The sequence below is a fragment of the Limosilactobacillus viscerum genome (assembly GCF_947387525.1).
In the GTDB taxonomy this organism is placed as follows: Bacteria; Bacillota; Bacilli; order Lactobacillales; family Lactobacillaceae; genus Limosilactobacillus; species Limosilactobacillus viscerum.
The window spans coordinates 138,481-163,939 of the sequence record NZ_CANDNW010000001.1 but is presented as its reverse complement, the minus strand read 5'-3'; the positions used below and the strand labels follow the sequence as shown (position 1 = coordinate 163,939).

General features: G+C 46.0%; 23 protein-coding genes. 17 read left to right on the top strand and 6 right to left on the bottom strand.

Features of this window, described 5'->3' with window-relative positions:
* Nucleotides 1-5: 5 nt before the first annotated feature.
* The 6 genes from mnmG to rpmH form a co-directional block, all read right to left on the bottom strand.
* Nucleotides 6-1,949, bottom strand: a complete 1,944-nt coding sequence (gene mnmG / locus QOS07_RS00745; RefSeq protein WP_283587103.1) for a tRNA uridine-5-carboxymethylaminomethyl(34) synthesis enzyme MnmG — start codon at nucleotides 1,947-1,949, stop codon at nucleotides 6-8.
* A gap of 8 nt (nucleotides 1,950-1,957) precedes the next feature.
* Complete coding sequence (gene mnmE / locus QOS07_RS00740; RefSeq protein WP_283587102.1) at nucleotides 1,958-3,346, bottom strand: tRNA uridine-5-carboxymethylaminomethyl(34) synthesis GTPase MnmE; 1,389 nt, start codon at nucleotides 3,344-3,346, stop codon at nucleotides 1,958-1,960.
* 143 nt (nucleotides 3,347-3,489) lie between these two features.
* Nucleotides 3,490-4,308 (bottom strand): RNA-binding cell elongation regulator Jag/EloR, encoded by an 819-nt coding sequence (gene jag, locus QOS07_RS00735; protein WP_283587101.1) that lies wholly within the window; start codon nucleotides 4,306-4,308, stop codon nucleotides 3,490-3,492.
* A 92-nt stretch (nucleotides 4,309-4,400) separates the two neighbouring features.
* Nucleotides 4,401-5,180: a YidC/Oxa1 family membrane protein insertase gene (locus tag QOS07_RS00730; RefSeq protein ID WP_283587125.1), complete on the bottom strand. Its 780-nt coding sequence runs from the start codon at nucleotides 5,178-5,180 to the stop codon at nucleotides 4,401-4,403.
* Nucleotides 5,181-5,249: 69 nt separating this feature from the next.
* Nucleotides 5,250-5,588 carry a ribonuclease P protein component gene (rnpA, locus tag QOS07_RS00725; protein WP_283587100.1) on the bottom strand — a complete coding sequence of 113 codons (339 nt, stop codon included), beginning with the start codon at nucleotides 5,586-5,588 and terminating at the stop codon, nucleotides 5,250-5,252.
* A 130-nt stretch (nucleotides 5,589-5,718) separates the two neighbouring features.
* Nucleotides 5,719-5,853 (bottom strand): 50S ribosomal protein L34, encoded by a 135-nt coding sequence (gene rpmH, locus QOS07_RS00720; protein ID WP_003665227.1) that lies wholly within the window; start codon nucleotides 5,851-5,853, stop codon nucleotides 5,719-5,721.
* 482 nt (nucleotides 5,854-6,335) lie between these two features.
* Between rpmH and dnaA the strand changes: the two genes are divergently transcribed.
* From dnaA to QOS07_RS00635, 17 genes are all read left to right on the top strand, one after another.
* Nucleotides 6,336-7,646 (top strand): chromosomal replication initiator protein DnaA, encoded by a 1,311-nt coding sequence (gene dnaA, locus QOS07_RS00715; RefSeq protein ID WP_283587099.1) that lies wholly within the window; start codon nucleotides 6,336-6,338, stop codon nucleotides 7,644-7,646.
* Between the two features lie 175 nt (nucleotides 7,647-7,821).
* The gene (gene dnaN, locus QOS07_RS00710) at nucleotides 7,822-8,964 is read left to right on the top strand and encodes a DNA polymerase III subunit beta (protein WP_283587098.1); all 1,143 of its coding nucleotides are present in this window, start codon (nucleotides 7,822-7,824) and stop codon (nucleotides 8,962-8,964) included.
* A 226-nt stretch (nucleotides 8,965-9,190) separates the two neighbouring features.
* Nucleotides 9,191-9,412, top strand: coding sequence for a S4 domain-containing protein YaaA (yaaA, locus tag QOS07_RS00705; RefSeq protein ID WP_283587097.1), 222 nt, complete (start codon nucleotides 9,191-9,193; stop codon nucleotides 9,410-9,412).
* 7 nt (nucleotides 9,413-9,419) lie between these two features.
* Complete coding sequence (recF, locus tag QOS07_RS00700) at nucleotides 9,420-10,541, top strand: DNA replication/repair protein RecF (RefSeq protein WP_283587096.1); 1,122 nt, start codon at nucleotides 9,420-9,422, stop codon at nucleotides 10,539-10,541.
* Nucleotides 10,541-12,487, top strand: coding sequence for a DNA topoisomerase (ATP-hydrolyzing) subunit B (gene gyrB, locus QOS07_RS00695; protein ID WP_408613237.1), 1,947 nt, complete (start codon nucleotides 10,541-10,543; stop codon nucleotides 12,485-12,487). The genes recF and gyrB overlap by 1 nt, the downstream gene beginning before the upstream one ends.
* A 40-nt stretch (nucleotides 12,488-12,527) precedes the next feature.
* The gene (gyrA, locus tag QOS07_RS00690) at nucleotides 12,528-15,041 is read left to right on the top strand and encodes a DNA gyrase subunit A (RefSeq protein WP_283587123.1); all 2,514 of its coding nucleotides are present in this window, start codon (nucleotides 12,528-12,530) and stop codon (nucleotides 15,039-15,041) included.
* A 192-nt stretch (nucleotides 15,042-15,233) separates the two neighbouring features.
* A complete protein-coding gene (rpsF, locus tag QOS07_RS00685; protein ID WP_283587095.1) occupies nucleotides 15,234-15,530 on the top strand; it encodes a 30S ribosomal protein S6 in 297 nt (98 codons plus the stop codon).
* Between the two features lie 35 nt (nucleotides 15,531-15,565).
* Nucleotides 15,566-16,135, top strand: coding sequence for a single-stranded DNA-binding protein (gene ssb / locus QOS07_RS00680; protein ID WP_283587094.1), 570 nt, complete (start codon nucleotides 15,566-15,568; stop codon nucleotides 16,133-16,135).
* A 33-nt stretch (nucleotides 16,136-16,168) separates the two neighbouring features.
* Nucleotides 16,169-16,405 carry a 30S ribosomal protein S18 gene (gene rpsR, locus QOS07_RS00675; protein ID WP_283587093.1) on the top strand — a complete coding sequence of 79 codons (237 nt, stop codon included), beginning with the start codon at nucleotides 16,169-16,171 and terminating at the stop codon, nucleotides 16,403-16,405.
* Between the two features lie 161 nt (nucleotides 16,406-16,566).
* Complete coding sequence (gene deoC / locus QOS07_RS00670) at nucleotides 16,567-17,220, top strand: deoxyribose-phosphate aldolase (protein ID WP_283587092.1); 654 nt, start codon at nucleotides 16,567-16,569, stop codon at nucleotides 17,218-17,220.
* A 139-nt stretch (nucleotides 17,221-17,359) separates the two neighbouring features.
* Entirely contained in the window at nucleotides 17,360-18,304 is a 945-nt protein-coding gene (locus QOS07_RS00665) for a sugar-binding transcriptional regulator (protein ID WP_326521317.1), read from the top strand.
* A gap of 177 nt (nucleotides 18,305-18,481) precedes the next feature.
* Nucleotides 18,482-20,509 carry a DHH family phosphoesterase gene (locus QOS07_RS00660; protein ID WP_283587091.1) on the top strand — a complete coding sequence of 676 codons (2,028 nt, stop codon included), beginning with the start codon at nucleotides 18,482-18,484 and terminating at the stop codon, nucleotides 20,507-20,509.
* Between the two features lie 5 nt (nucleotides 20,510-20,514).
* Nucleotides 20,515-20,967, top strand: a complete 453-nt coding sequence (gene rplI / locus QOS07_RS00655) for a 50S ribosomal protein L9 (protein WP_283587090.1) — start codon at nucleotides 20,515-20,517, stop codon at nucleotides 20,965-20,967.
* 36 nt (nucleotides 20,968-21,003) lie between these two features.
* Nucleotides 21,004-22,422: a replicative DNA helicase gene (gene dnaB / locus QOS07_RS00650; protein ID WP_283587089.1), complete on the top strand. Its 1,419-nt coding sequence runs from the start codon at nucleotides 21,004-21,006 to the stop codon at nucleotides 22,420-22,422.
* Between the two features lie 120 nt (nucleotides 22,423-22,542).
* Nucleotides 22,543-23,700, top strand: coding sequence for an MDR family MFS transporter (locus QOS07_RS00645; RefSeq protein ID WP_283587121.1), 1,158 nt, complete (start codon nucleotides 22,543-22,545; stop codon nucleotides 23,698-23,700).
* 2 nt (nucleotides 23,701-23,702) lie between these two features.
* Nucleotides 23,703-24,011: a hypothetical protein gene (locus QOS07_RS00640; RefSeq protein WP_283587088.1), complete on the top strand. Its 309-nt coding sequence runs from the start codon at nucleotides 23,703-23,705 to the stop codon at nucleotides 24,009-24,011.
* Between the two features lie 209 nt (nucleotides 24,012-24,220).
* Nucleotides 24,221-25,342: an NAD(P)-dependent alcohol dehydrogenase gene (locus QOS07_RS00635; RefSeq protein WP_283587087.1), complete on the top strand. Its 1,122-nt coding sequence runs from the start codon at nucleotides 24,221-24,223 to the stop codon at nucleotides 25,340-25,342.
* Nucleotides 25,343-25,459 lie beyond the last annotated feature (117 nt).

Genomic DNA, 25,459 nt, shown 5'->3' with positions numbered 1-25,459 from the left:
AAATATTATTTATGATCCTTCTTCGAGAATTTCCCTTGCCGAATGTAGACACTCAAGATTGCCAGGTCAGCCGGATTTACCCCACTGATCCGTGAAGCTTGAGCTAACGTTTCTGGACGGATCTCTTCAAGCTTTTGCCGCCCTTCAGTTGCTAGGCCATCGATATCTTCATAATCAATATCGTCCGGAATCCGCTTGGCTTCCATCCGCTTCATCCGTTCAACCTTTTGTTCTTCCTTCTTGATGTAGCCCGCATATTTGAGTTGAATCTCAACTTGCTCAATCACGTGACGGTCCAACTCTTCAGCTGGCGCCGGAATAAACTTCAAAAGGGTTTGGTAGTCAACATATGGCCGCTTAATAAAGTCGGCTGCGGTAATTGCATCTTTCAGCCGGTTGTCACCATTTTCCTCAATAAAGTCATTAACTGCCTGGTCACTTGGCTTGAGCTTGAGTGACTTTAACCGCTTAATCTCAGCCGCAATCTTAGCCTTCTTATCTTCCATCTTTGCAAGACGTTCGTCACTAACTAGGCCAACATCATGACCCTTTTCCATCAAACGCAGGTCAGCGTTATCGTGACGAAGAATCAACCGGTATTCAGCTCGACTGGTTAAGAGACGGTAAGGTTCCTTAGTCCCCTTAGTAACTAAGTCATCGATCATCACACCAATGTAAGCATCGGACCGTCCCAAAACAAATGGTCCCTTGCCCTGGGCACGAAGACCGGCGTTGATTCCGGCAATTAGTCCCTGCCCAGCAGCTTCTTCATAACCGGAACTCCCGTTAGTCTGACCAGCAGTGTAAAGATTCTTAACAATCTTAGTCTCAAGCGTCGGGTGGAGTTGGTACGGTGCCACCACATCGTATTCAATTGCATAACCTGGCCGCATCATTTCGGCCTTTTCCAGCCCCTTAATTGAGTGCACAATCTTTTGCTGAACCTCTTCCGGCATGGAAGTGGAAACACCATCCAGGTAGTATTCGTCGGTGTCCCGGCCTTCTGGTTCCAAGAAGACCTGGTGACGCGGCTTATCAGCAAAGCGAACAATCTTATCTTCAATTGATGGGCAGTAACGAGGGCCAACCCCCTTGATAATTCCGGAGAACATCGGTGCCCGGTCCAGGTTAGCCCGGATAATGCTGTGGGTGCCCTGGTTGGTGTAAGTCAGCCAGCATGCTAACTGGTCAGTTACCGAGATGTACTTACTGTCGGGAGTATCAAAACTAAAGTGGTGAACTTCTTCATCCCCTGGCTGCTCCTCAGTTTCATCAAAGTTAATTGTGTTCCCATTAACCCGTGGTGGTGTACCGGTCTTAAACCGTTCCAGGTCAAAGCCCAGCTCCTCCAGATTTTCGGACAACTTAACCGCTGATTTGGAGTTATTTGGGCCAGATTGATACTGTAATTCACCAATGATAATCTTGCCCCGGGCTGCGGTACCAACGGTCAGGACAACCGTCTTAGCATGGTAACGGGCACCAGTATTAGTGATGACTCCCTTGCAGACACCGTCTTCAACAATCAATTGGTCAACGGTTCCCTGACGGAGGGTTAAGTTTGGTTCCCGTTCAATTGTTAACTTCATTTGCCGGTGGTAGGCATGTTTGTCGGCCTGAGCCCGTAATGCACGGACGGCGGGACCCTTACCAGTGTTTAGCATCCGCATCTGGATGTAAGTCTTATCAATGTTATGTCCCATTTCGCCACCGAGGGCATCGATTTCACGGACAACGATCCCCTTTGCTGGACCACCAACAGATGGGTTGCATGGCATGAAAGCTACCATTTCCAAGCTAATTGTTACCAGGAGGGTCTTATTACCCATCCGGGCTGCTGCTAGTGCCGCTTCACAACCAGCATGGCCAGCACCAACAACGATTACGTCATAATCACCGCCCTCGTATTGGACAGCGTCTGAGGTCTTTAATGATTCACTTGACTTCACGATTTTCCCTACTTTCCTAGACAGAATTGGCTAAATAATTGGTCGAGGAGCTCGTCTTGGTATGAGTCACCAGTAATTTCTCCCAAAAGGTCCCAGCACCGGGTCATGTCGATTTGGACTAGGTCCACCGGCATCCCATCGTTAATTCCTTTTAACACGTCAGACAGAGCATCATTAGCTTGGTGGAGGAGGCCAATGTGACGGGCGTTGGTAACCATCACATTGTTTTGACTGCTTTCAATCCCCTCATCAAAGAACATCTTACTAATTCGTTCACCGAGTTGGTCCATCCCTTCATGCTTAACAATGGAGGTCTCAATCAACGCATCCCCGTCAACCAGCTCCTTTAATTCATTTAAGTCTACCTTCATCGGTAGGTCGGTTTTGTTTAAGATGACGATCCGCTGCTTACCTTTTGTGGCATTTAATAAGTCGCGATCCTCATCGGTTAGTGGTGCAGAATTGTCGATTAATAAGAGAATTAAGTCCGCCGCATCGAGGGCCTTTTTACTCCGCTCTACCCCAATCTTTTCAACTGTATCATTGGTATCACGAATTCCGGCAGTATCGATCAGCTTCAGTGGAACCCCGTTAACATTGACGTATTCTTCAATCACATCCCGGGTAGTTCCGGCAACGTCAGTGACAATCGCCTTATCTTCATGCAGAAGTGAGTTCAGCAGACTCGACTTACCGACGTTAGGCCGACCAATAATTGCGGTTGCCAAGCCTTCTCGTAAGACCTTCCCCTGCTTAGCTGTCTTCAAAAGGGCTTGAATCCGCTGTTGGATATCAACCGCCTTTTCCTTCAGCATCTTCGTGGTCATTTCTTCAACCGCGTCATACTCAGGGTAATCAATATTAACTTCTACCTGGGCTAAGACATCAAGGATATCCTTTCGCAGGTGCCGGATTAGACGGGAGAGGTCCCCATCTAGTTGGTTTAATGCCACCTTCATTGACTTGTCAGTCTTGGCCCGGATTAAGTCCATTACCGCTTCAGACTGTGACAGGTCAATCCGCCCATTCAAAAATGCCCGCTTAGTGAATTCACCTGGTTCGGCCATCCGGGCACCATAACTTAGTACTAATTGAAGGATCCGGTTGGTTGCCAGCAATCCCCCGTGGCAGTTGATTTCAACCACGTCCTCACAGGTATAGGTATGAGGTGCCCGCATAACAGAAACCATCACCTCATCTACTTCTTCACCATTATCAGGATCAATAATGTGCCCGTAGTTGATGGTGTGACTAGCTACTTTTTCTAGGTTTTTACCCTTATAAATCTTTTCAGCAACCGGAAGTGCATCTTCACCACTAATCCGGATAATCGAAATGCCCCCTTCACCTACTGGGGTAGAAATTGCCGCAATGGTGTCATTTTCACTATTCGCCACTAGTCGATGCTCCTTTCAATAAAAAAAGTGCTAGTCCACGTCAGCTACTGCAAACATGGTCAAAGCACTTTCACTACTTTAACAACTCAATTTTGATATCGCCCATATTTTAGGTTCTTAACCGCCAATTGTCAACTTTATTACTAATCTTTTGGCGCAATTACAACGCTCCGGTAAGGCTCACGGCCGTGGGAATATGTCCGTACATGGCCATTATTTTCCAACTCCTTATGAAGCTGTTTCCGTTCACGTGCCGGCATCGGATCCAGGTAAACTGCCTGTCCACTAGCAACTACTTCCGTCACGGACCGTTCCGCAATTTCGTGTAGTGCCTCCCGCCGCCGTTGACGGTAATTTGAAGTATCCAAAATCACGGTCGTCTTCGGTGAACCATGGTAATTCATAAAGGCGGCACTAATTTGCTCCATCGCATTAATCCGCCGGCCGTGGTGGCCAATTACCCGGCCAGAATTAGGCGTCTTAATGTCGATTTCAATCGCATGGGCCTCAACCTTGGTAATTTCAGGATTAGCTTTAATGCCTAAAGTGTGGAAGACCTTTTTAAGGTAGCTGGTTAGTTGCTGACCAGCATTACGAGTATGGCGGACATTGGCCTCATGCCGGGCCGCAATTACTGCCGGGTCCTCTTCATCCCCCATCCCATTTTCATTTGTTGGTACGACGACATCCTTGCTTACTGGCGCCTGTTCTTTTACCACCTTTGGCTTTGCCTTTTGCGATGACATCGCAGCCTTGGTCGTTGCAGTCGCCTTCATTGGCGTTTGCTCTGCAAGAGGCGGCTTAACCGTTGCTTCAATTTTCGCCGGGCGCCGGCCAATGCCAAGAAAGCCATGACGAGGCTGGTCGATTATTTCCACTTTAAGTCCGTCTTCTGGTTTATGTAAGGAATGACTCGCCTTTAGGATGGCATCCTTAATTGTTTTTCCCGTAAAAACTACCATAGACATTTCCTCCACAAATTAATCTTTACTGTCCATTATAAACAAAAAAAGGCCATGACGTTCCCGTCAAAGCCCTATTTACAATATTAATTTTACTTACGCTTGCTTTGGTAAGCACGCCGCTTAGCCTTTTCCAGCTTACGTTTCCGCGCTTTGGCTGCCTTTTGCTTTGCCTCCCGTTCGCGCCGAATCTTAAATGGATTCTGGATCAAAAGGGTTTGAACAACCTGGAACGCGTTGGATACTACCCAGTAAAGGGTGATGGCAGATGAGAAGCCAAGCGCCATGAAGAAGACCATGATCGGCATGAACCACGTCATCGCCGTTGACATACTGTTTTTCTCTGGCATTGATGCCATTGACAGCCATGAACTAATAAAGGTAAAGACGGCCGCCAAGATTGGCATTACATAGTAGGGGTCGGTGTGCCCTAATTGCAGCCATAAGAAAGTCCCGTGCCGCAATTCAGGAGTCCGCCAAATAGCTTGGTACAGGGCCCACATGATTGGCAACTGGATGATCAGTGGCAACATGGAAGCCATTGGGTGAACGCCAGCTTCCTTGTAAATCTTCTGGGTTTCTTCCTGCATCTTCATCATGGAATCGCGGTCCCGTGATGAGTACTTATTTTGAATTGCCTTTAATTGCGGGGTCAATTCTTGCATCCGCATCATTGACTTCGTTTGGTAGAACATCAGTGGCAATAACAATACCCGGATGATGATCGTAAAGATAATGATCCCCATCCCGTAACCACCGGTGTGATTTGAGAGCCAAATAATGAATTGCGAGAAGTTATAGACAATGTAGTGGTCCCAAAAACCGGTACTATGACTCGTAACTGGTTTATTGGAACAAGCAGCCAGCAACATCGTCAGACTGGCGATCGCTGCCAAGCTCAGGGCTTTTTTCTTCTTTTTCACGCTATTGTTCCTCACTTTTTACTTGATTAACTTGGCTAGCTTTAAGGCGTGAACCAAGTTCTTTTTTGTTTCTGCCATCTCAAGGCCATCAGCTGCCGGCCGGGCAATCACCAAAAAGTCAACGTCTGACCGTAGCTGAGGTTTGACTTCGAGGAGGGTTTGTCGGATCCGCCGCTTCACCCAATTACGGTGAACCGCGTTACCAATCTTTTTACCAACCGAAATACCAACCCGGAAATGCTTCTGCCCCGGCTTAGCCATTTGATAAATAATGAATTTATGGTTGGCAACGGAATTATGGGTTTCGAAGACCCGTTGAAATTCACTTTCCTTTTTTACTCGGTATGACTTTCTCATGATGTCTTATCTCCAGCCTTACTCTAAATATGAAAAAAGGGTAGGCAAACAACAACGCCAACGATCGTTGTTCGCTGAATTGCTTGCCCGCCCTATACAATAAAAAAAGCCACTGTAACAGTGGCCGTGGTTATGCAGATAATACTTTTCTGCCCTTTTGACGCCGACGTGCTAATACCTTACGGCCATTGCTGGTGCTCATGCGCTTACGGAAGCCATGGACACGTGCACGGTGACGCTTCTTTGGTTGAAACGTGCGCTTCATGCGGTTGCACCTCCTATTTTTTCAATGGGTTTGTTTCTTTTCTTTCTTCAAACATACTTTGGAAGTATAACATACTTTTTACGATTATTAAACGGCAAAAAAATATTTAAACTTTTTAGTTATCCACAGAAAGTGCGAAATAATCCACAGCGTTGTGTAAATCACCTAATCACCGCCACCTAATCCACAGGCTTTTTCCTGCTCCATCCCCATAATCACACCCTGTGATCAAAGTTATCCACAGGCCTGTGATTACCTGTGTAAAACCTGATTAAACACTGCTATAACAGCTTTTAGTTATCCACAGGTACTTGTTCATTAGTCATTGGTTTTTACAAGATTCCACCGTTTCCACACCCGATCTGCAAATTTACACACAGAGTTGTGTAAATTTTTTTCACTCGTCCACTAACCTGTGGAAAACTTTTTAGGAGAATGATAAAATACCGGTTGGACTTATATATAACCTAGGAGGAATTATTTTGACTGAGCTCGATTCTCTGTGGGAAGCGATCCAAAATTCTTTTCGTCAATACACCGGCCAGGTGACTTTTGACAATTTTATTGCTCCGGCAAAACCGATTTCTCTCTCGCAAACACGTCTAGAAATTGAACTTCCGACGCCAATGCATCGCGATTTCTGGAATAAGAATTTAACTGAAAAGCTCAAAGAGTACGTCCAGCGCGAACTGGGCCGCCCGGTTGAGCCTATTTATGTTTTAACGGGAGAAAAGACACAATCGCAACCCCCCAAACCTACTACTGCACCAACTTCTAACATTCCATTAAACCCGTACTATAACTTTGAAACATTCGTTGTTGGTGATGGCAACAAGATTGCCCATGCGGCGGCCCTCAATGCGGCTGAACGCCCGGGTTACATGAACCCCCTCTTCATTTATGGTGGAGTGGGACTCGGTAAGACCCACTTAATGGAAGCAATCGGTAACTACATGCTTAAAATCAACAAGAATGCCCGGGTAAAGTACGTTACTAGTGAAGAATTTACTAACGACTTCATCAATTCGATTCAAAAACGGACTACCGAACAGTTCCGTGAAGAGTACCGTAACCTTGACCTACTATTAATTGATGATATTCAATTCCTCGCCGACAAAGAAGGGACCCAAATTGAATTCTTCAATACCTTTAACACCCTTTACGACCAGCAAAAACAAATCGTGCTTACCAGTGACCGGATGCCACGGGAAATCCCTGAATTACAGGACCGGCTCGTTTCACGATTTATGTGGGGAATGCCAGTAGAAATTACCCCTCCAGACCTCGAAACACGGATCGCGATCCTGCGTAGTAAGGTTGAAGAAGATCATATTGATATTGGCAATGACACGCTAAACTACATTGCTGGTCAGATCGATACCAATGTTCGTGAACTTGAAGGTGCCTTGACCAAGGTGCAAGTCTACGCCGACTTAAGCAATGAAATTATTACGCCACACCTTGCATCACAAGCATTGAAAGATTTCCGCCACTCTACCAAGCGGCAAATCACAGTTGAAGATATCCAAAAGCAGGTTGCTTCTTTCTATAACATCACCCAGACCGATATTATGGGGAAGAAGCGGGTTAAGCAAATCGTGGTACCACGCCAAATCGCGATGTACCTTACCCGTGAACTAACCGATTACTCCCTACCAAAAATTGGGAAGGAATTCGGCGGTAAGGACCATACAACCGTTCTTCACGCTATTGATAAAATCGAGGCTTCCATTAAGGAAGATTCACAACTGCAACAGGACATTCACAAGCTAAAGGACCAGCTCAATGGTTAGCTGTGGATAAGTGCCCTACTTATCCCTGAAGTTATCAACAAGTTATCCACAAGCAGAATTCTTTAGCATAACAGGGTTAAACGACTTTTCCACAAGTTTAACAGGCCCTATTACTACTACTATTTTTAAACTATAAAATATATTTATATATAAAAGCAAAAAGGAGTGCAATTCTATGAATTTCACAATCAATCGATCTGCATTCATTAGCCAATTGAACAATGTCTTACGGGCAATTTCATCCAAGACTACTATTCCAATCCTAACTGGACTAAAAATGGTGGTTGACCAAGATAAGATCACCCTTACTGGTAGTAATTCTGACATCACTATTGAAAGCGTAATTGATGCTAGTAATGAGGACTACGCTTTAACAGTTAAGGAACCAGGTGCCATTGTGTTGCCTGCTCGTTTCTTCAGTGAAATTGTTAAGAAGCTACCAGATAAGCAAGTAACTATTGAAGTTACAAATGGCTTCCAAGCCGATATTACGTCTGGGACCGCTAAGTTCCAAATTAATGGTCAAGATGCAGGCAACTTCCCTCACCTTCCAGAAATTGAAACTGATAACACAATTACCCTGCCAAATGATGTGCTAAAGGAAGTTATCCGCCAAACAGTAATTGCGGTGTCTAAGCAAGAAAGTCGGCCGATCCTGGCTGGTGTTCACTTCACCCTGCAAGATGGCTTGCTGACAGCCGTTGCAACTGACAGCCACCGTTTAGCACAACGGAAAGTTACGTTGGAAAATGTTGATAGTAATATCAGCTTTGACATTATTATTCCTGGTAAGAGTTTGGATGAATTATCCGGAATGATTAGCGACGTTGACGAAGATGTGAAGGTACAAGTTAGCGAAAACCAGGTTCTGTTCATTTTCGGCAACACGCACTTCTACTCCCGTCTACTAGAAGGTAACTACCCAGAAACAAGTCAGCTGATCCCAACGACTGCTGATACGACAGTTGAACTGGATGCTGGGACCTTCCTGTCATCAATTGAACGTGCTTCCCTGCTTTCACATGAAAGTCGGAATGACGTTGTTAAGTTAACGCTGCAGCCAGGTTCTAACCGGGTTCAAATTAGCAGTGATTCCCCTGACATCGGGACGGTTGAAGAAGAGGTCGCAACCTCTGCTCTTGAAGGACAAGACCTTGAAATTTCCTTCAATCCTAACTACATGAAGGATGCACTCCGGTCCTTTGGCCAGGCGACAATCAAGATCTCCTTTACTTCACCACTGCGGCCATTTACCCTGGTGCCAACTGAAGACAAGGAAAACTTTGTCCACTTAATTACACCGGTTCGGACCTTCTAAATTAACAAATTAGTGAAAAAGGTAAAACAGGCTCCCGCCATTTTTGATGGTCGGGGGCTTTTTTACTTGCTTAAATTTAGTGAAATTAGTTTATTTGCGAAATGAGCCGTTTTAGGCCAATTTTGATAAAAACGGTTCAAGAAAGTCGAATTGGCTGAGATGGGCTAATAACGGAATTTGACTTGTGATTGTGATATAATAGATAAAGTAAAGTAGGTGAAATACAGTGGAAATGAAAAAAGTAATAATTGACCGGCCATTTATCACGCTTGGCCAATTACTTAAAGAAGAAGCAATCATTCCAACTGGCGGTGCTGCAAAATGGTACCTTAAAGAAAACACCGTCTTGGTGAATGGTGATGCCGATGACCGGCGGGGACGGAAGCTATACCCTGGTGATGAGGTGACTCTGCCAGACAGCGGTAAGTTAGTCATCGAAAGTAAGTAGACCGGCTATGATTCTGACGGAGTTACACTTACATCATTTTCGGAACTATGAAGAACAAACCGTTCACTTCGCGCCAGGGGTGAACGTTTTAATTGGCCATAATGCTCAGGGAAAGACCAACATGCTAGAGGCAATCTATGCCTTGTCATTGACCCGGAGCCACCGGACAAACAACGACCGTGAATTGATTAACTGGCAAGAACAGTCAGCATCAATTAGTGGAGTGGTTCAAAAGGCAACGGGGAAGGTACCGCTTGAATTGCAGTTTACCAAGGAAGGCAAACGGGCAAAGGTCAACCACCTAGAGCAGGCACGGCTCTCTTCATACATTGGCCAACTTAACGCAATTTTATTTGCGCCGGAGGATCTCTCCTTGGTAAAAGGGGCCCCATCAATCCGGCGGCGTTTTATGGATATGGAATTTAGTCAGATGAGTAGTAAATACCTCTACAATGCCAGTCAGTACCGGTCATTGCTCCGGCAACGAAACAAGTACTTGAAGCAGCTGAAGTATGGGCAACAGCATGATCAAGTATTGCTTGACGTTTTGTCTGACCAGCTAGCGGCGTACGGGGCAGAGATAATTATTGCCCGTTATCACTTCTTAAAGCAGCTTGAGAAATGGGCAGCTGACCTCCATTACCAAATTTCGTTAAATGCTGAAAAACTGCGGTTAGTTTATGCGACTCAGCTACAGGTTGGTGACGAGACGACGGTTGATGAGGCCTACCAACAGTTGTTGACGATTTACAAGGAGAATAAGCCCCGCGAAATTGAACAGGGAAGTACCATGTTTGGTCCACAGCGGGATGACATTCGGTTTATGGTGAACGGCAAGAACGTTCACTCATTTGGTTCACAGGGACAGCAGCGGACGACAGCCCTTGCCGTCAAGCTGGCAGAGATTGACTTGATGAAGGAACAAACGGGTGAGTACCCACTTTTGCTCCTTGATGATGTCCTCTCTGAACTTGACACGGTTCGGCAAACACACTTATTGACGGCGATTCAAGACAAGGTCCAAACCTTCTTGACGACGACTAGTCTTAGTGATGTTGCCCGCCAACTAATAAATGAGCCGACAATCTTTAATATTAAAAATGGGACTTTGATTAAGGAGGAAGCATAGTGAGCGACGAACAAAAAGAAACAAAAGCGCAACGGGCGAGCGAATATGACGCCAGCCAGATTCAAGTCTTAAAGGGCCTGGATGCTGTTCGTAAGCGTCCGGGGATGTACATTGGTTCGACCTCGGCCCAAGGACTTCACCACCTGGTATGGGAAATTGTCGATAACGGGATTGATGAAGCCCTGGCTGGTTTCTGTACTGAAATCAACGTTGAAGTTAACCCCGACAACAGTATTACCGTCCGCGATAACGGACGGGGGATCCCGGTTGATATTCAAGAACAAACCGGTAAGCCAGCCTTGGAAACAGTCTTCACGATCTTACACGCCGGTGGTAAGTTCGGCGGTGGCGGATACAAGGTTTCCGGTGGTTTGCACGGTGTTGGTGCATCCGTTGTTAACGCCCTTTCAACCGAATTGGACGTTGAAGTTGCGCGGCAAGGCAAGCGTTACTACATGGATTTTGACCATGGTCACGTCAAAACCTCAATGAAGGTAATCGACGAGAACTTGCCAGAAGAAGAACACGGGACGACAGTACACTTCAAGCCAGACCCGGCAATCTTCCGCGAAACCACTACTTATAACATCAAGACGTTAACTAACCGGTTGCGCGAACTGGCCTTCTTAAACAAGGGCCTGAAGATCACCATCGAGGATAAGCGTGATGAGAATCCGGAACGGCAAGAGTTCCTCTTTGAAGGTGGAATTCGCCACTATGTTGACTTCTTAAACGAAAACAAGACCACCCTCTTTGAACCACCAATCTACGTTGAAGGTAAGGAAAACGGGATTACGGTTGAAGTATCACTTCAGTACACTGATTCGTACCGGAGCGAGTTGTTAACCTTTACTAACAACATCCACACATACGAAGGTGGTACTCACGAAACCGGGTTCAAGATGGCCTTAACCCGGGTAATTAACGACTATGGGCACAAGGCTGGCATCCTCAAGAGCAATGAAACTTTGTCAGGGGATGATGTTCGTGAAGGGCTAACGGCAGTCGTTTCTATCAAGCACCCAGATCCACAATTCGAAGGGCAGACTAAGACCAAGTTAGGTAACTCCGATGCCCGGACTGCTACTGACCACGTCTTCGCAGCCACCTTTAACCGTTTCCTGCTCGAACACCCAGACGAAGCTAAGCAAATCATTGAAAAGGGACAGTTAGCATCAAAGGCGCGGGTTGCCGCCAAGCGGGCCCGGGAAGTTACCCGGAAGAAGAGTGGGTTGGAAATCTCCAACCTGCCTGGTAAATTAGCCGATAACACTAGTAAGGATCCAAATATCTCTGAATTGTTTATCGTCGAAGGGGACTCCGCCGGTGGTTCAGCTAAGCAGGGACGGTCACGGCTGACCCAGGCAATTCTGCCAATTCGGGGGAAGATCTTGAACGTTGAAAAGGCCACCCTGGACCGGGTCTTGGCTAATGATGAAATTCGTTCCCTCTTCACTGCGCTTGGAACTGGCTTTGGTGACGACTTTGATATCACGAAGGCTAACTACCACAAGCTGATTATTATGACCGATGCCGATGTCGATGGTGCCCACATTCGGACATTATTATTGACCCTGATTTACCGCTTCATGCGGCCAATGATCACCCACGGCTACGTTTACATTGCGCAGCCACCGCTATACCAAGTTCGGCAAGGGAAGTTTGTTAAATACATTGAAACTAATGAAGAACTGGACCAAGTGGTTAGTTCACTGCAGCCAAGTCCAAAACCAGTTATCCAACGGTACAAGGGGCTTGGTGAAATGGATGCCGAACAACTCTGGGAAACGACAATGGACCCAGAAAACCGGCACCTACTCCGGGTTCAGCTTGATGATGCTGAACAAGCAAATGAAATCTTCCCAATGCTGATGGGGACAAAGGTTGGCCCACGGCGGGACTTTATCGAGCAAAACGCTAAGTTTGTTGAAAACCTTGACCTGTAATCAAGGAGACTGAAAAGGAGGAACGACATTGGCTGAGAATATGTCAGATAATCGAATTACGGACGTTAAACTGACGAGCCAGATGAAGAATTCATTCTTGGATTATGCCATGAGTGTTATTGTTTCACGGGCTTTGCCGGACGTTCGTGATGGATTAAAGCCCGTTCAGCGGCGGATCCTGTACGGGATGAATGAATTAGGGGTTACCCCAGAAAAGCCATATAAGAAGTCTGCCCGGATTGTTGGGGACGTCATGGGGAAGTTCCACCCCCACGGTGACTCCTCGATTTATGAAGGGTTAGTCCGGATGGCCCAGGACTTTAGTTATCGTTATATGTTAGTTGATGGGCACGGTAACTTTGGTTCAGTTGATGGTGATAGTCCGGCCGCCATGCGTTATACCGAAGCACGGATGAGTAAGATTGCCGTCGAAATGCTGCGGGATATTAACAAAAACACCGTTGACTTTATGCCAAACTACGATGGAACCGAAAAAGAACCGGCTGTTTTACCAGCCCGTTTCCCGAACCTGTTAGTCAATGGTGCCTCCGGTATTGCCGTTGGGATGGCAACTAACATCCCAACCCACAACCTGGGTGAAGTAATCAGCGCAATCCATATGCTGATGAATAATCCCGACGCTACTATCCCAGACCTGATGAAGGTATTACCTGGTCCGGACTTCCCAACTGGTGGGGTTGTAATGGGCAAGGCCGGTATCCGGAAGGCCTATGAGACTGGCCGGGGCAGCATTATTGTCCGGGCAAAGGTTGATATTGAGGAACAAAAGAACGGTAAGCAACGGATTATCGTCCACGAAATTCCATTCATGGTTAACAAGGCCAACCTGATCAGTCGAATTGCTGACTTGGCCCGGAATAAAGAAATTGATGGGATCACCGATGTTAACGATGAAACTGACCGTGATGGGATGCGGATCGTAATCGATGTTCGCCGGGACGCCAGTGCGGAAGTCATCTTAAATAACCTGTACAAGATGACATTGATGCAGACAACCTTCAACTTCAACATGCTCGCCATTGTTAATGGTGCGCCAAAGATCTTGAGCCTGAAACAAATTCTCCAATATTACTTGGAACACCAGGAAGAGGTTGTTCGCCGGCGGACCGAATTCGACTTAAAGAAGGCACAAAGTCGTCTGCACATCGTTGAAGGTTTGCGGATTGCCCTAGACCACATTGATGAAATCATTAATATCATCCGGAAGTCCCAAACGAGTGAAATTGCCAAGAATGAATTGATGGGTAACTATGGCTTGTCAGACCGGCAAGCACAGGCAATCTTGGATATGCGGCTGGTTCGTCTGACCGGTTTGGAACGGGAAAAGATTGAAGCCGAATACAAGAAACTCACTGATGCCATTGCTGACTACAAGGATATCCTGGCCCACAAGGAACGGATTAACCAGATCATTTATGATGAATTGATGGAAATCCAAAAGAAGTTTGGTGACAAGCGGCGGACGGAACTTCAAGTTGGTGATATTACCAACATTGAAGACGAAGATTTGATTGAAGAACAAGACATTATCGTTACCTTGACCCATAACGGCTATATCAAGCGGTTGCCAGTGGACGAATTCAAATCCCAGCACCGTGGTGGTCGTGGTGTTAAGGGGATGGGTGTTCACCATGATGACTTCATCGAGCAGTTAATCTCTAGCTCGACCCATGATCTCCTGCTCTTCTTCACCAATTCAGGGAAGGTTTACTCCATGAAGGGGTACGAAATCCCAGAATATGGTCGTGCAGCACAGGGAATCCCGATTATCAACCTGCTAAACATTGATAGTGATGAGAAGATTAGTGCGGTGATCAATGTTTCACATGAAACAAATGATGACGACAAGTACCTCTTCTTCACTACTAAGCATGGGACCGTTAAACGGACACCAGTTCCTGAATTCAAGAACATCCGTAGTAATGGTTTGAAGGCAATTAACCTTCACGATGGTGATGAACTGATGGCGGTTGATGTGATTGAAGATCAACAACCAATGATCATCGGTACCCACCATGGTTATGCCTTGAGCTTCAACTCATCCGTTGTTCGGTCAATGGGTCGTGGCGCTGCCGGTGTTCGGGGAATCCGTCTCCGTGATGACGACTACGTTATCGGTGCTGCACCATTACACAAGGACGACAGTGTCTTGGTTATCAGTGAAAATGGGTTTGGTAAGCAAACGCCAGCTGCTGATTACCCAATCAAGGGTCGTGGCGGCCTTGGTGTAAAGACCGTTAACGTTACCAAGAAGAATGGACCACTGGTTGGGATGACTACCGTTGCCGGGGATGAGGACATCATGCTGGTTACTGACCAGGGTGTTATCATTCGTTTCGGTATCGAGAGCGTTTCACAAACTGGGCGTTCAGCTGTTGGTGTCCACCTGATTAAGATGGATAACGGAGCAAAGGTTGCAACGATGGCAAAGGTTGAAAAGGAAGACGATAGTGACGATTCTGCTGATGGTGATTCAACGGATAACACTGCTTCTGCCGACCAAACAACCGAGACCGAAGAAAATCCAGAATAAAAAAGAACAAATCCTGAGTTTTGCGTATTTATTAAGTAGCCGCAAAACTCAGGATTTATCGTTATTTGCACCTTGTTTTAAATTTGTATCTATGCTATATTCTATATTTGTGAGTATACGTACAGACGTCTACTCTCCTTGTTCTTTCCTACTGTTGGGAAGGACCAGAGTCCATAAGGAGGTGTAACATTCATGGAAACACGTAAATATGAAATTACTTACATCATTCGTCCTGATATCGAAGAATCAGCTAAGAGCGAACTGGTAGACCGGTTCGACAAGGTTCTGACGGACAATGGTGCAACCATCGCTGAATCAAAGGACTGGTCAACTCGTCGCTTTGCTTACCCAATCAACAAGTACACTGAAGGTACTTACCACGTAGTTACTTTAACTACTGATTCTGACGAAGCATTAAACGAATTTGACCGTCTTTCAAAGTTCAGTGACGATATCCTACGTCACATGATCGTTAAGCTTGATGCTTAATTAGATTGTCAATTTAATAGAGAGGAGAACGATCGATGATTAATCGTGCAGTCTTAACTGGGCGTTTAACGAGAGATCCTGAGTTGCGGTACACTACCAGCGGAACAGCCGTGGTATCATTTACCTTGGCTGTTGACCGGCAATTCCGGAACCAAAATGGGGACCGGGACGCCGACTTTATTAACTGCGTCATTTGGCGTAAGTCCGCGGAAAACTTTAGTAACTTCACACATAAGGGTTCACTCGTTGGAATTGAAGGCCGGATTCAAACCCGGAACTATGAAAACCAACAGGGTAACCGTGTGTACGTTACCGAAGTGGTAGTTGACAACTTCGCATTGCTTGAACCCCGTCAAAATAACGGGATGAACCAGGGCGGCCAGCAACAACCATTTAATAATGGCAGCAATCAACCGTTTGGTGGTCAGCCTCAGCAATTCGGTGGCAGTCAACCACAAACTAACAATGCTCCTCAAGGAAATAATCCATCATCAACTGGCTTTAGTGGTAATAACCCAGCCAACAATGCGCCATTCTCAACCGGCAATGATAACAATGACGGTGAAAAGAAGATTGACGTTTCAGATGATGAATTACCATTCTAAAATAAATTTTTTACCGGATAGGAGGGTAATTTCATGGCACAACAACGTCGTGGCGGACGTCGTCGTCGTAAGGTCGACTTCATCGCCGCTAACCACATCGAATACATCGATTACAAAGATACTGACTTATTACGTCGGTTCATTTCTGAACGGGGTAAGATTTTACCACGTCGGGTTACTGGTACCAGTGCTAAGAACCAACGTAAGTTAACCATCGCTATCAAGCGTGCACGGATCATGGGTCTTCTGCCATTTGTTGCTGATGACTAATCTGTGAAATTAAAATAGCTGCGGTAAGCATATTGTGTGTTTACCGCAGCTATTTTTTTGTCCTTTTTTCACTACAATTAATTTACAATATTTCATATATCATTGAACATATGTAAAAAATACGGTAAGATAAGAACGTAGAAAAAAGGAGTGAGTTTAAGATGAAGTTAAACAAGTACATTGACCACACACTGTTAAGCCCAGACGCAACCGAAGAACAAGTGGAGACGGTTATTAAGCAGGCAATTGATAATCACTTCCACACCGTCATGATTAACCCGTACTGGGTTGCTAAGACGCACAAGGCACTTGAAAGAACCGACGTTGTTACCGCCACCGTGATTGGTTTCCCACTCGGTGCAACCACCACTGCAGCAAAGGTTTTTGAAACGGAGCAAGCGATTAAAGATGGCGTTGATGAAGTCGACATGGTAATGAATATCGGCGAAATGAAGGGTGGCAACTTTGCCAAGGTTGAAGATGATATCAAGGCAATCGTTAAGGTTGGCCACGATGCTAACAAGGTTGTTAAGGTGATCATTGAGACTGCTCTTTTGACTGACGATGAGATCACGAAGGCAGCTAAGATCGTTGCTGATGCAGGGGCAGACTTTGTTAAAACGTCAACTGGTTTTTCAACCCGTGGTGCCGCTGTTCATGATGTTGAGTTGATGTCTGCAGCCGTTGCTGGTACCGATACCCAGGTGAAGGCTTCTGGTGGTATTCATAGTGCAGCGGAAGCAGAAGCAATGATTAATGCTGGCGCGACCCGGCTTGGTGTCAGCCACAGTATGAAGGTTATCGGTAAAGAATAATTAGCAAAAATATGCCAAAATCCAGGGATGGAAGGGACGCGACGAAACTTTTTCAGCTTCGTGCTCCCGTTCATCCCCTTTTTATTTTAGAAAAAATTCAAGTATACTAGGTACATGATAAAAGTCAGAGGAGGACGGTATGATGGACAATCGGCGGCAAATTAAGCAGGCAGTTGAAATTAGCAAGTTATACTACCTGGATGGTGCAACACAAGCTGAAATAGCTAAGAAACTGCACCTTTCGCGGCCAACGATATCGCGGGCCCTCCAATTTGCACGGGATAATCAAATTGTAAAAATTCAGGTAAGTGACCCCCTGAGTGATTTAAGTGATTTACGGGAACAGGTTAAGGAGCGTTACCACCTGGATGAAGTTGTGATCGCAACGCCGGATGGTGATGGGACAGCAGCAACGCTTGACGCGCTTGGGGCGGCTGCTGCTAAGTACCTGGAGGAGGTTGTTGTTGACAATGATACGCTAGGAATTAGTTGGGGACAGACGCTTGCAGCGGTTGCCCGCCACCTCCAGCCAAGTGCACGGAAAAACATCCGGGCAGTTTATCTGAAGGGGACGGTTGCAAATTCAACGCACAATAATTATGTGGTCGAGGTGACGAAGGCCTTTAACCGTTGCTTCCACACCCAGGCACAGATCTTACCCTTACCGGTAATTTTTGAAAATAAAGACGTGAAGGAAATGGTGGTCAAGGACCGCTTCATCAATGAAATCCTCATGACTGGCCGGCAGGCAACGGTGGACCTCTTTACCGTTGGCACCACCGAGCCTGATGCAACCCTGTTTGAATTGGGCTACCTGTCCGACCAGCAAATTGCTCAGCTGCAGAAGGAGTCGGTGGGTGATATTATTTCCCAATTTGTTGATGAGAAGGGAAAAATTGTTGATGAGGACCTGACTGCACGGACTGTGGCCCTACCATTAAATGAACTGAAAAATACGCGGCAATCGATCCTGATTGCTGGAGGGATGAACAAGCTAAAACCAATTAAGGCGGCCTTGGCTGGCCGGTATGCTAACGTATTGGTAACCGACGTTGCAGTTGCCCAGCACCTAATTGGTGAATAATAAGTGACTTTATATAGAGACTAGCATAAGGCCTGTAACAAAATTCAGTTCTGTCACTACCCTTTGTTATTTTGCCATTCTAATGGTGCGCTATTGTATTTTGAAGTGACTGAATGTGATATGATAGATTTATCCAAGAAAAAATTGGGTTACTGTGCCCTTTTTGGGAGGATTACTATGCAAAAGTTTTTCAGTCGTGAAAACTGGCTGTTTTATTTTAAACACCCAGCAGTCCGCTGGAATGTCTGCTATTTGCTATTATTAACCGTTATTAGTTTATTTTTTGCCTTTATTTTTAACTGGTTAATTGGTGTGATTGTGCTGGTAATTGCCTTAGTTGGTGGGTTTACCAGTATCAAGCAACTACGCCGGCTCGTAATCGATGCTAATGAATATTTAAACCATTTACTTTATCAAATTAAGCAGGGACAACAAGAAGCCCTGCTCGAAATGCCGATGGGGATGATCATGCTTAACCAAAAGAACGAGGTTGAGTGGATTACCCCCTACATGGCCCGCTACTTTAGCCTTGAGCGGGTTGTCGGAAAGTCATTAGCGGAGGTAGATAATGAGTTAGCACAACTAGTTCAGCAGCATGCGGACGATGAAGAATCACAAGTAGTTTCATGGCAGGGACGGCAGTTTGAGTTCCTGGTTCAAAATCAAAATCACGTTGTCTACTTGATGGATGTTACCAAGTACGAACAAATCAGCAAACGCTTCAAGCAGGAACAAATTTTCCTGGGAAATATCTACCTGGATAACTATGATGAATTGATTCAGGGGATGAGTGACTCGGATGTGTCCAACCTTCACAACTACGTTACCTCGGAGATTAATAAATGGGCGACCGAGAACCACCTGCTGATGAAGATTATTGATGATGATAATTACCTGATTATTGGACATCAGCTTTCACTTGAGGCGGTCGAAAAGAAGAAGTTCAAGATCCTGGATACTATCCGGGAGAATACTTCCCAGCAAAACTCACCGGTAACGTTGAGTGTGGGAATTGCTTACGGTGAAAATAACTTGATTAGGTTGGCTGATACCGCCCAGGATAACCTGGACCTTGCCCTCGGGCGGGGTGGTGACCAGGTTGTTGTCCGGTCAAAGGATAAGCCCGCTCGTTTCTACGGTGGGAAGACCAACCCGATGGAGAAGCGGACCCGGGTTCGTGCCCGGATGATTAGCCAGGCCCTAAAAGAATTGATTAGCCAGGCGGACCAACTCTTTGTTATGGGACATAAAACCCCTGATATGGATTCCCTTGGTGCCTGCTTGGGAATTCGCCGGATTGCAGAAATGAACGGTAAGGAGTGCTGGATTGTCGTTGATGATGAGCACCAGCACTCTGATATCCAGCGCTTGATGCGGGAAATTAATAATTACCAAAGCATCAAGGATCATATTATTTCGCCAGCCGAGGCGATGGAAAGAGCAACCGGCAACAGCTTGCTGGTGATGGTTGACCATGCTAAGAAGAGCATTACGATCTCACCAGAGCTCTACGAGAAGCTCCAAAACCGGCTAGTGATCATTGACCACCACCGGCGGGGCGAAGAGTTCCCTGAAAATCCGCTGTTGGTTTACATTGAGCCGTATGCTTCCTCAACTTGTGAACTGATTACTGAAATGTTTGAGTACCAGCCACGTGAAGGTGAGGGGCTCAATAAGCTCGAGGCAACAACCATGCTGACAGGGATCCAGATTGATACGAAGTCATTTACTAAGAGTGCCGGGACGCGGACCTTTGATGCCGCTAGTTACCTTCGTTCGGCGGGGGCTGACGGGATGATGATCCAGTCCTTCATGAAGGAAGATTCCCGGAGCTTTATGCAACGGAACCACCTGCTTGCACGGGCTGAGATTAATAGCCATATTGCAATCTGTGCCGGTGAAGAAGACCGTTACTATGACTCCGTAACTGCTGCCCAGGCGGCGGATATGCTTTTACAGATTTCAGACGTCGACGCTTCCTTTGTGATTACGAAGCGGACTGACGGTGAAATTGGGGTTTCTGCCCGGTCACTAGGCGACTTTAACGTACAGGTAATTATGGAAAAAATGGGTGGTGGTGGCCACTTAGCCAATGCTGCTACCCAGATTAGCGGCAAGACAATTGCGGACGTTAAGCAGGAATTGCTTGATATCCTCAACCATAAAGATACTGCTGCTAAGGATGAAGAAGAAACAGAGGAGTGACAGAGATGAAAGTTATTTTTACACAAGATGTTCGTGGACGCGGTAAGCGGGGACAAGTTAAGGAAGTTCCTGATGGTTACGCACAAAACTTCTTGATCAAGAAGGGGATGGCTAAGCAGGCTACTAAGGCTGCAATGAGCCAACTTGCTGGTCAAAAGCGGGCCGAAGAAAAGCACGCTGAAGAAGAATTAGAAGAAGCAAAGCGGGTAAAGAAGGTCTTGGAAAATGACAAGACGATCGTTGAACTGAGCGGGAAGGCCGGTACTGACGGCCGGATGTTTGGTTCAATCTCCACTAAGCAGATCGCAACGGCATTGCAAAAGCAATACAAGGTTAAGATCGACAAGCGGAAGATCGAACTTGCAGCGCCAATCAAGGCCCTCGGTTACGTTAATGTGCCGATTAAGCTGCACCCAGAAGTAACTGCCGAAATCCGCGTTCACATTGCAGAAAAGTAGGTATTTTGATTAGTAAGTCAAAGGAGCGGTATCGTCATGGATAATGCACCGATACAAGAAGAACCCCGCGATCTTGAAGCCGAAAAAGCAGTTCTTGGGGCTGCTTTTTTAAGTAAGAACGCGCTGGCCGATGCAATGGAATATTTGGAGCCGCGGGACTTTTACCGGCGTGCCCACCAGATAATTTTTGAAAAGATGGTCGACCTTTATGAAGACGACCAGCCAATCGACCCCATTACGATGAACAACGCCTTGACTAAGGATAACCAGACGGAGAATGTGGGTGGTTCAGCATACATCGCAGAACTGGCTTCCTCGGTGCCTTCTGCGCGTGACGTTGGCTACTATGCCAAGATTGTTCATGATAAAGCGACCCGGCGGCGGTTAATTGAAACTGCGACGAAGATCATTAACGAAGGGTACGCTGATGACCAGGGAATCGATGACCTGCTTGATTCTGCCGAACGGGGAATTATGCAGGTTTCTGAAGGGAATAACCAGACCGATTTTAAGAAGATTTCGTCGGTCCTGGATGAGTCCCTTGCCCATATTGATGAGTTGTCCCAGCAAAAGACTGATGTTACTGGGCTGAAGACTGGCTACAAGCAGCTCGATGAAATGACCACTGGTCTTCACAAGGATGAACTGGTAATTATTGCTGCCCGGCCGGCCGTTGGTAAGACTGCCTTTGCCCTAAACATTGCCCAAAACGTCGCAACGCGGACTGATGAGGATGGCAAGCGGACAACGGTTACTATTTTCAGCCTTGAAATGGGGGCCGAGTCACTGGTTAACCGGATGCTGTGTGCGGAAGGAAATATCAACGCCAACCACCTGCGGACAGGACAACTGACGCCCGAAGAGTGGGAAAGTATGTACATGGCAATGGGGACCCTCTCGAATGCCCAGATTTACATCGACGATACGCCGGGAATTAAGGTGTCGGAGATTCGGGCCCGTTGCCGGCGGCTGGCAAAGGAAAAGGGAAACCTAGGCCTGATCGTAATTGACTACCTTCAGTTGATTGAAGGTAATAATCCCGATAACCGGCAGCAAGAAGTTTCGGAAATTTCCCGGCAACTCAAGAAGCTGGCAAAGGAGTTGGAAGTTCCCGTCATTGCTCTTTCGCAGCTATCCCGTGGAGTTGAACAGCGTCAGGATAAGCGGCCGGTTTTGTCTGATATCCGTGAATCAGGGTCAATTGAGCAGGATGCCGATATTGTCAGCTTCCTCTACCGTGATGATTATTACGAGCATGAGGGCGATGATGAGGACCAACAAGATGGCGGTGGCGCCGCTCAACAAGAGGACGACGATGACGCTGCCAACGTTAGTGAAGTTGAAGTCATAATTGAAAAGAACCGTAGTGGTCCGCGGGGAACTGTCAAGCTGCTGTTTGCAAAGTCGTATAACAAGTTTGCATCGGTAGCCTACGTACCAGAAGACCATCAATAACAAGCGATAAAGGGCTGCGTCAATTTGCTTTGTCACAGTCCTTTAAGTCTAGCTAACAACTGGGAGATGGCCGTAGTGCAACAAGAGAGTGGTGTTAAATTAAAGTGGCTGCTGGTTTGTATGTTTATTAGCAGCATTGGAAACAGCTTTGTTTGGCCGTTAACGACCATATACATGCATGAACAATTACATGAAACATTAACCATGTCGGGGATTATCCTGCTCTTTTATTCCGGCGCCAATGTCGTTGGAAGCTATATCAGTGGGATCCTCTTTGATCGCCACAATCCGCGCTGGCTGCTTTTCGGTGGCACTGCCCTGGCAACGGTCGTGATCGCCCTAATGATCTTTTTCAATGGCTGGCCAATCTATGCCTTCCTGTTAACGGCAATTGGCTTTTTTAACGGCTGGATTATCACGATGATTAATTCTTATGGGACTAAGATTAGTAAGGACGGACGCTACGTTTTTAACATGCTCTACTTTGCCAATAATTTAGGAATGGTGCTGGGAACAACAATTGTCGGCCCGCTTTACCAGTATTCTGATGGTAGTATTTCCCCCTTATTCTCAATCACAACGGTCCTCTACGTCTTTTTCCTGGCGATCATCCTCCTCTGCTTTAAGGATAGTAAAGCGCCAGCAGTGGCCGCTCAGCCATTGACAGACGAGGAAAATGCCAGGGGAACGACAAAGATGCCTGCAGCCAACCTCTGGATCTGCTGGACATTCTTCCTCAGTCTTTGTGTAATCTGGACGATGTATGAACAATGGTCTAGTAACTTGTCAGTTTTTATGACCGAGCAAGGAATCTCAATGACGAAGTATAGCCTGTTGTGGACGATTAACGGAATTTTGATTGTCCTCTGCCAGTTACTTATTTCCTGGCTAAACCGGTGGTATAACAACCCTTACATGCTGGTATATATTGGAACCTTTACGATTGCCCTTTCGTTTATCCTGTTGTTAGCGGCAAAGTCATATGCTTGGTATATTTTGGCGATGGTTGTATTAACGATTGGCGAGGCAACGGTGATCCCAACAATGCCGGCAATTGTTAACAGCCTGTCGCCCGTGGCAGTAAAGGGAAAGTACCAGGGAATCCTGAATGCCTATTCCTCACTAGGAAAGGCGTTTGGTCCGTTATTTGGGGGCATAGTAATTGGAGCTGCCTCCTACCACCTGCTGTTTATTATCTGTGCGGTGGCAATTTTTGCGGTTGAACTGGTAATTCTCCTGGTGGCCCGGCTAAAGCGGCAAGCGACGAAGGAGTACTAGTGATGTTTTACAATAACTTCGATAATGTGCATGGTGAAGATCGTTATGGAATGGTCGGAAAAACGGGTGATGGTTTCCGGGAAAATTGTCGGTTAACCATTCCGTGCTACAAGTGCCACCAGCAACCACTGATAATTGCTGAGCGGAATTGGATGGATACCAATAATGACGATTCCCAGCGCTATCAGATTGTGGTAACCTGCGAACACTGTGGAGCAGTTGACCAGTTTATCGTCAATGAAGGTCGTGAAAAACGGATTAGTAAATTAAAGTACGGGCACCAACGCCCAAGCGAGCAGGAATTGGAATGAGCTAGCAAAAAGGTGGGGAACAAAGTCACACAAACGACTTTGTTCCCCACCTTTTTGCTTTATTTTGTTATTAATTGAACATAGTAAAAAACGAATTTTACTAGTAAAATTGCTTATATATCAAGATTTTTTAAAATAAACATTAGAGATAAAAGAAAAATTGTGATACTTTAAACATTGTAAGCGATTTAATCAAGGAGATGCTTCTTATGAAAATTAAAGCTGCCGTTGTTGATAAAAAAGGCGCAAAATTTGATATTCGTGATGATGTTGAATTAGCTGATATGCAAGCTGACGACCTTCAAATTCACATGGTTGCCACTGGTATTTGCCACTCTGATGAAGCCCTTCGTAAGGGTGATGCCGAAATTGGTTACCCAATCATCCTTGGTCATGAAGGTTCTGGGATTGTCGAAAAGGTAGGCCCAGAAGTTAAGGACTTCAAGCCTGGTGACCACGTTATCCTGTCATTCTATGGCTGTGGTAACTGTATTAACTGTTTGAAGGGTAAGCCAACAAAGTGCTTGAACTACGCTGCTAATAACTTATCAGGGGTTCGTCCTGATGGTAGTGCCCACTTTACCGAAAACGGCCACCAAGTTGATGATATGTTTGACCAATCATCATTCACCACGGCGACCGTTGTTCGTGAACGGAACGCTGTTAAGGTACCAAAGGATCTGGACTTGCGGAAATTGGGACCGCTGGGTTGTGGTTACGTAACGGGTTCAGGAACGGTCTTTAACACCTTGAAGCCGGAACCAGGTTCTACCATTGCCGTAACTGGTACTGGTGCTGTTGGTTTGGCTGCAATGATGGCCGGTAAGATCTCTGGCTGCACGAAGGTAATTGCCATTGACCGTAACGATCCACGGCTTGAATTAGCTAAGGAATTAGGTGCAACTCATACTATTAACACTAATGACCAAGACATGGTTAAGGCAATCCAAGACTTAACTGATGGTAAAGGTGTTGACTACATTGTTGATACGACTGGTGCTACTAAGGTTATGGAAGACGCTATCCAGGCCCTGGCACAAGGTGGTGTCCTTGCAGCAATCGCTGTTACTGCTAACCATATTGACGTCAACACTTGGAATGACCTTTGCCCTGCTGACCGGACAATCATCGGTGTTAACATGGGGGACTCAATTCCACAAGTTGATATTCCACGGTTAATTGAGTTCTACAAGCTTGGCATGTTTGATTTTGACAAGACTGAAAAGTTCTATGACTTTGACCAAATTAACGAAGCTAATGCTGATTCAATTTCGGGTAAGACTATCAAGCCGGTATTGATTATCGACAAGGATTACAAGCCAGGAAAGTAATCACCTTATTTAGTATGTAAAAAGTCCACTAACGTTCGTTATCCAACGAATGTTAGTGGACTTTTATGCTTTTAGCGGTGTATTAATGAATGCCGAGAAAATTTCCCGGGAAATAAA

Coding starts and splice junctions, on each gene's coding strand:
- rpsR (WP_283587093.1), top strand. CDS start 16,169: ATGGCACAACAACGTCGTGGCGGACGTCGTCGTCGTAAGGTCGACTTC.
- QOS07_RS00665 (WP_326521317.1), top strand. CDS start 17,360: ATGATGGACAATCGGCGGCAAATTAAGCAGGCAGTTGAAATTAGCAAG.
- QOS07_RS00730 (WP_283587125.1), bottom strand. CDS start 5,180: ATGTTGCTGGCTGCTTGTTCCAATAAACCAGTTACGAGTCATAGTACC.
- QOS07_RS00635 (WP_283587087.1), top strand. CDS start 24,221: ATGAAAATTAAAGCTGCCGTTGTTGATAAAAAAGGCGCAAAATTTGAT.
- QOS07_RS00640 (WP_283587088.1), top strand. CDS start 23,703: ATGTTTTACAATAACTTCGATAATGTGCATGGTGAAGATCGTTATGGA.
- ssb (WP_283587094.1), top strand. CDS start 15,566: ATGATTAATCGTGCAGTCTTAACTGGGCGTTTAACGAGAGATCCTGAG.
- QOS07_RS00645 (WP_283587121.1), top strand. CDS start 22,543: ATGTTTATTAGCAGCATTGGAAACAGCTTTGTTTGGCCGTTAACGACC.
- rplI (WP_283587090.1), top strand. CDS start 20,515: ATGAAAGTTATTTTTACACAAGATGTTCGTGGACGCGGTAAGCGGGGA.
- jag (WP_283587101.1), bottom strand. CDS start 4,308: ATGGTAGTTTTTACGGGAAAAACAATTAAGGATGCCATCCTAAAGGCG.
- rpsF (WP_283587095.1), top strand. CDS start 15,234: ATGGAAACACGTAAATATGAAATTACTTACATCATTCGTCCTGATATC.
- dnaB (WP_283587089.1), top strand. CDS start 21,004: ATGGATAATGCACCGATACAAGAAGAACCCCGCGATCTTGAAGCCGAA.
- QOS07_RS00660 (WP_283587091.1), top strand. CDS start 18,482: ATGCAAAAGTTTTTCAGTCGTGAAAACTGGCTGTTTTATTTTAAACAC.
- dnaN (WP_283587098.1), top strand. CDS start 7,822: ATGAATTTCACAATCAATCGATCTGCATTCATTAGCCAATTGAACAAT.
- rpmH (WP_003665227.1), bottom strand. CDS start 5,853: ATGAAGCGCACGTTTCAACCAAAGAAGCGTCACCGTGCACGTGTCCAT.
- deoC (WP_283587092.1), top strand. CDS start 16,567: ATGAAGTTAAACAAGTACATTGACCACACACTGTTAAGCCCAGACGCA.
- rnpA (WP_283587100.1), bottom strand. CDS start 5,588: ATGAGAAAGTCATACCGAGTAAAAAAGGAAAGTGAATTTCAACGGGTC.
- gyrA (WP_283587123.1), top strand. CDS start 12,528: ATGTCAGATAATCGAATTACGGACGTTAAACTGACGAGCCAGATGAAG.
- recF (WP_283587096.1), top strand. CDS start 9,420: ATGATTCTGACGGAGTTACACTTACATCATTTTCGGAACTATGAAGAA.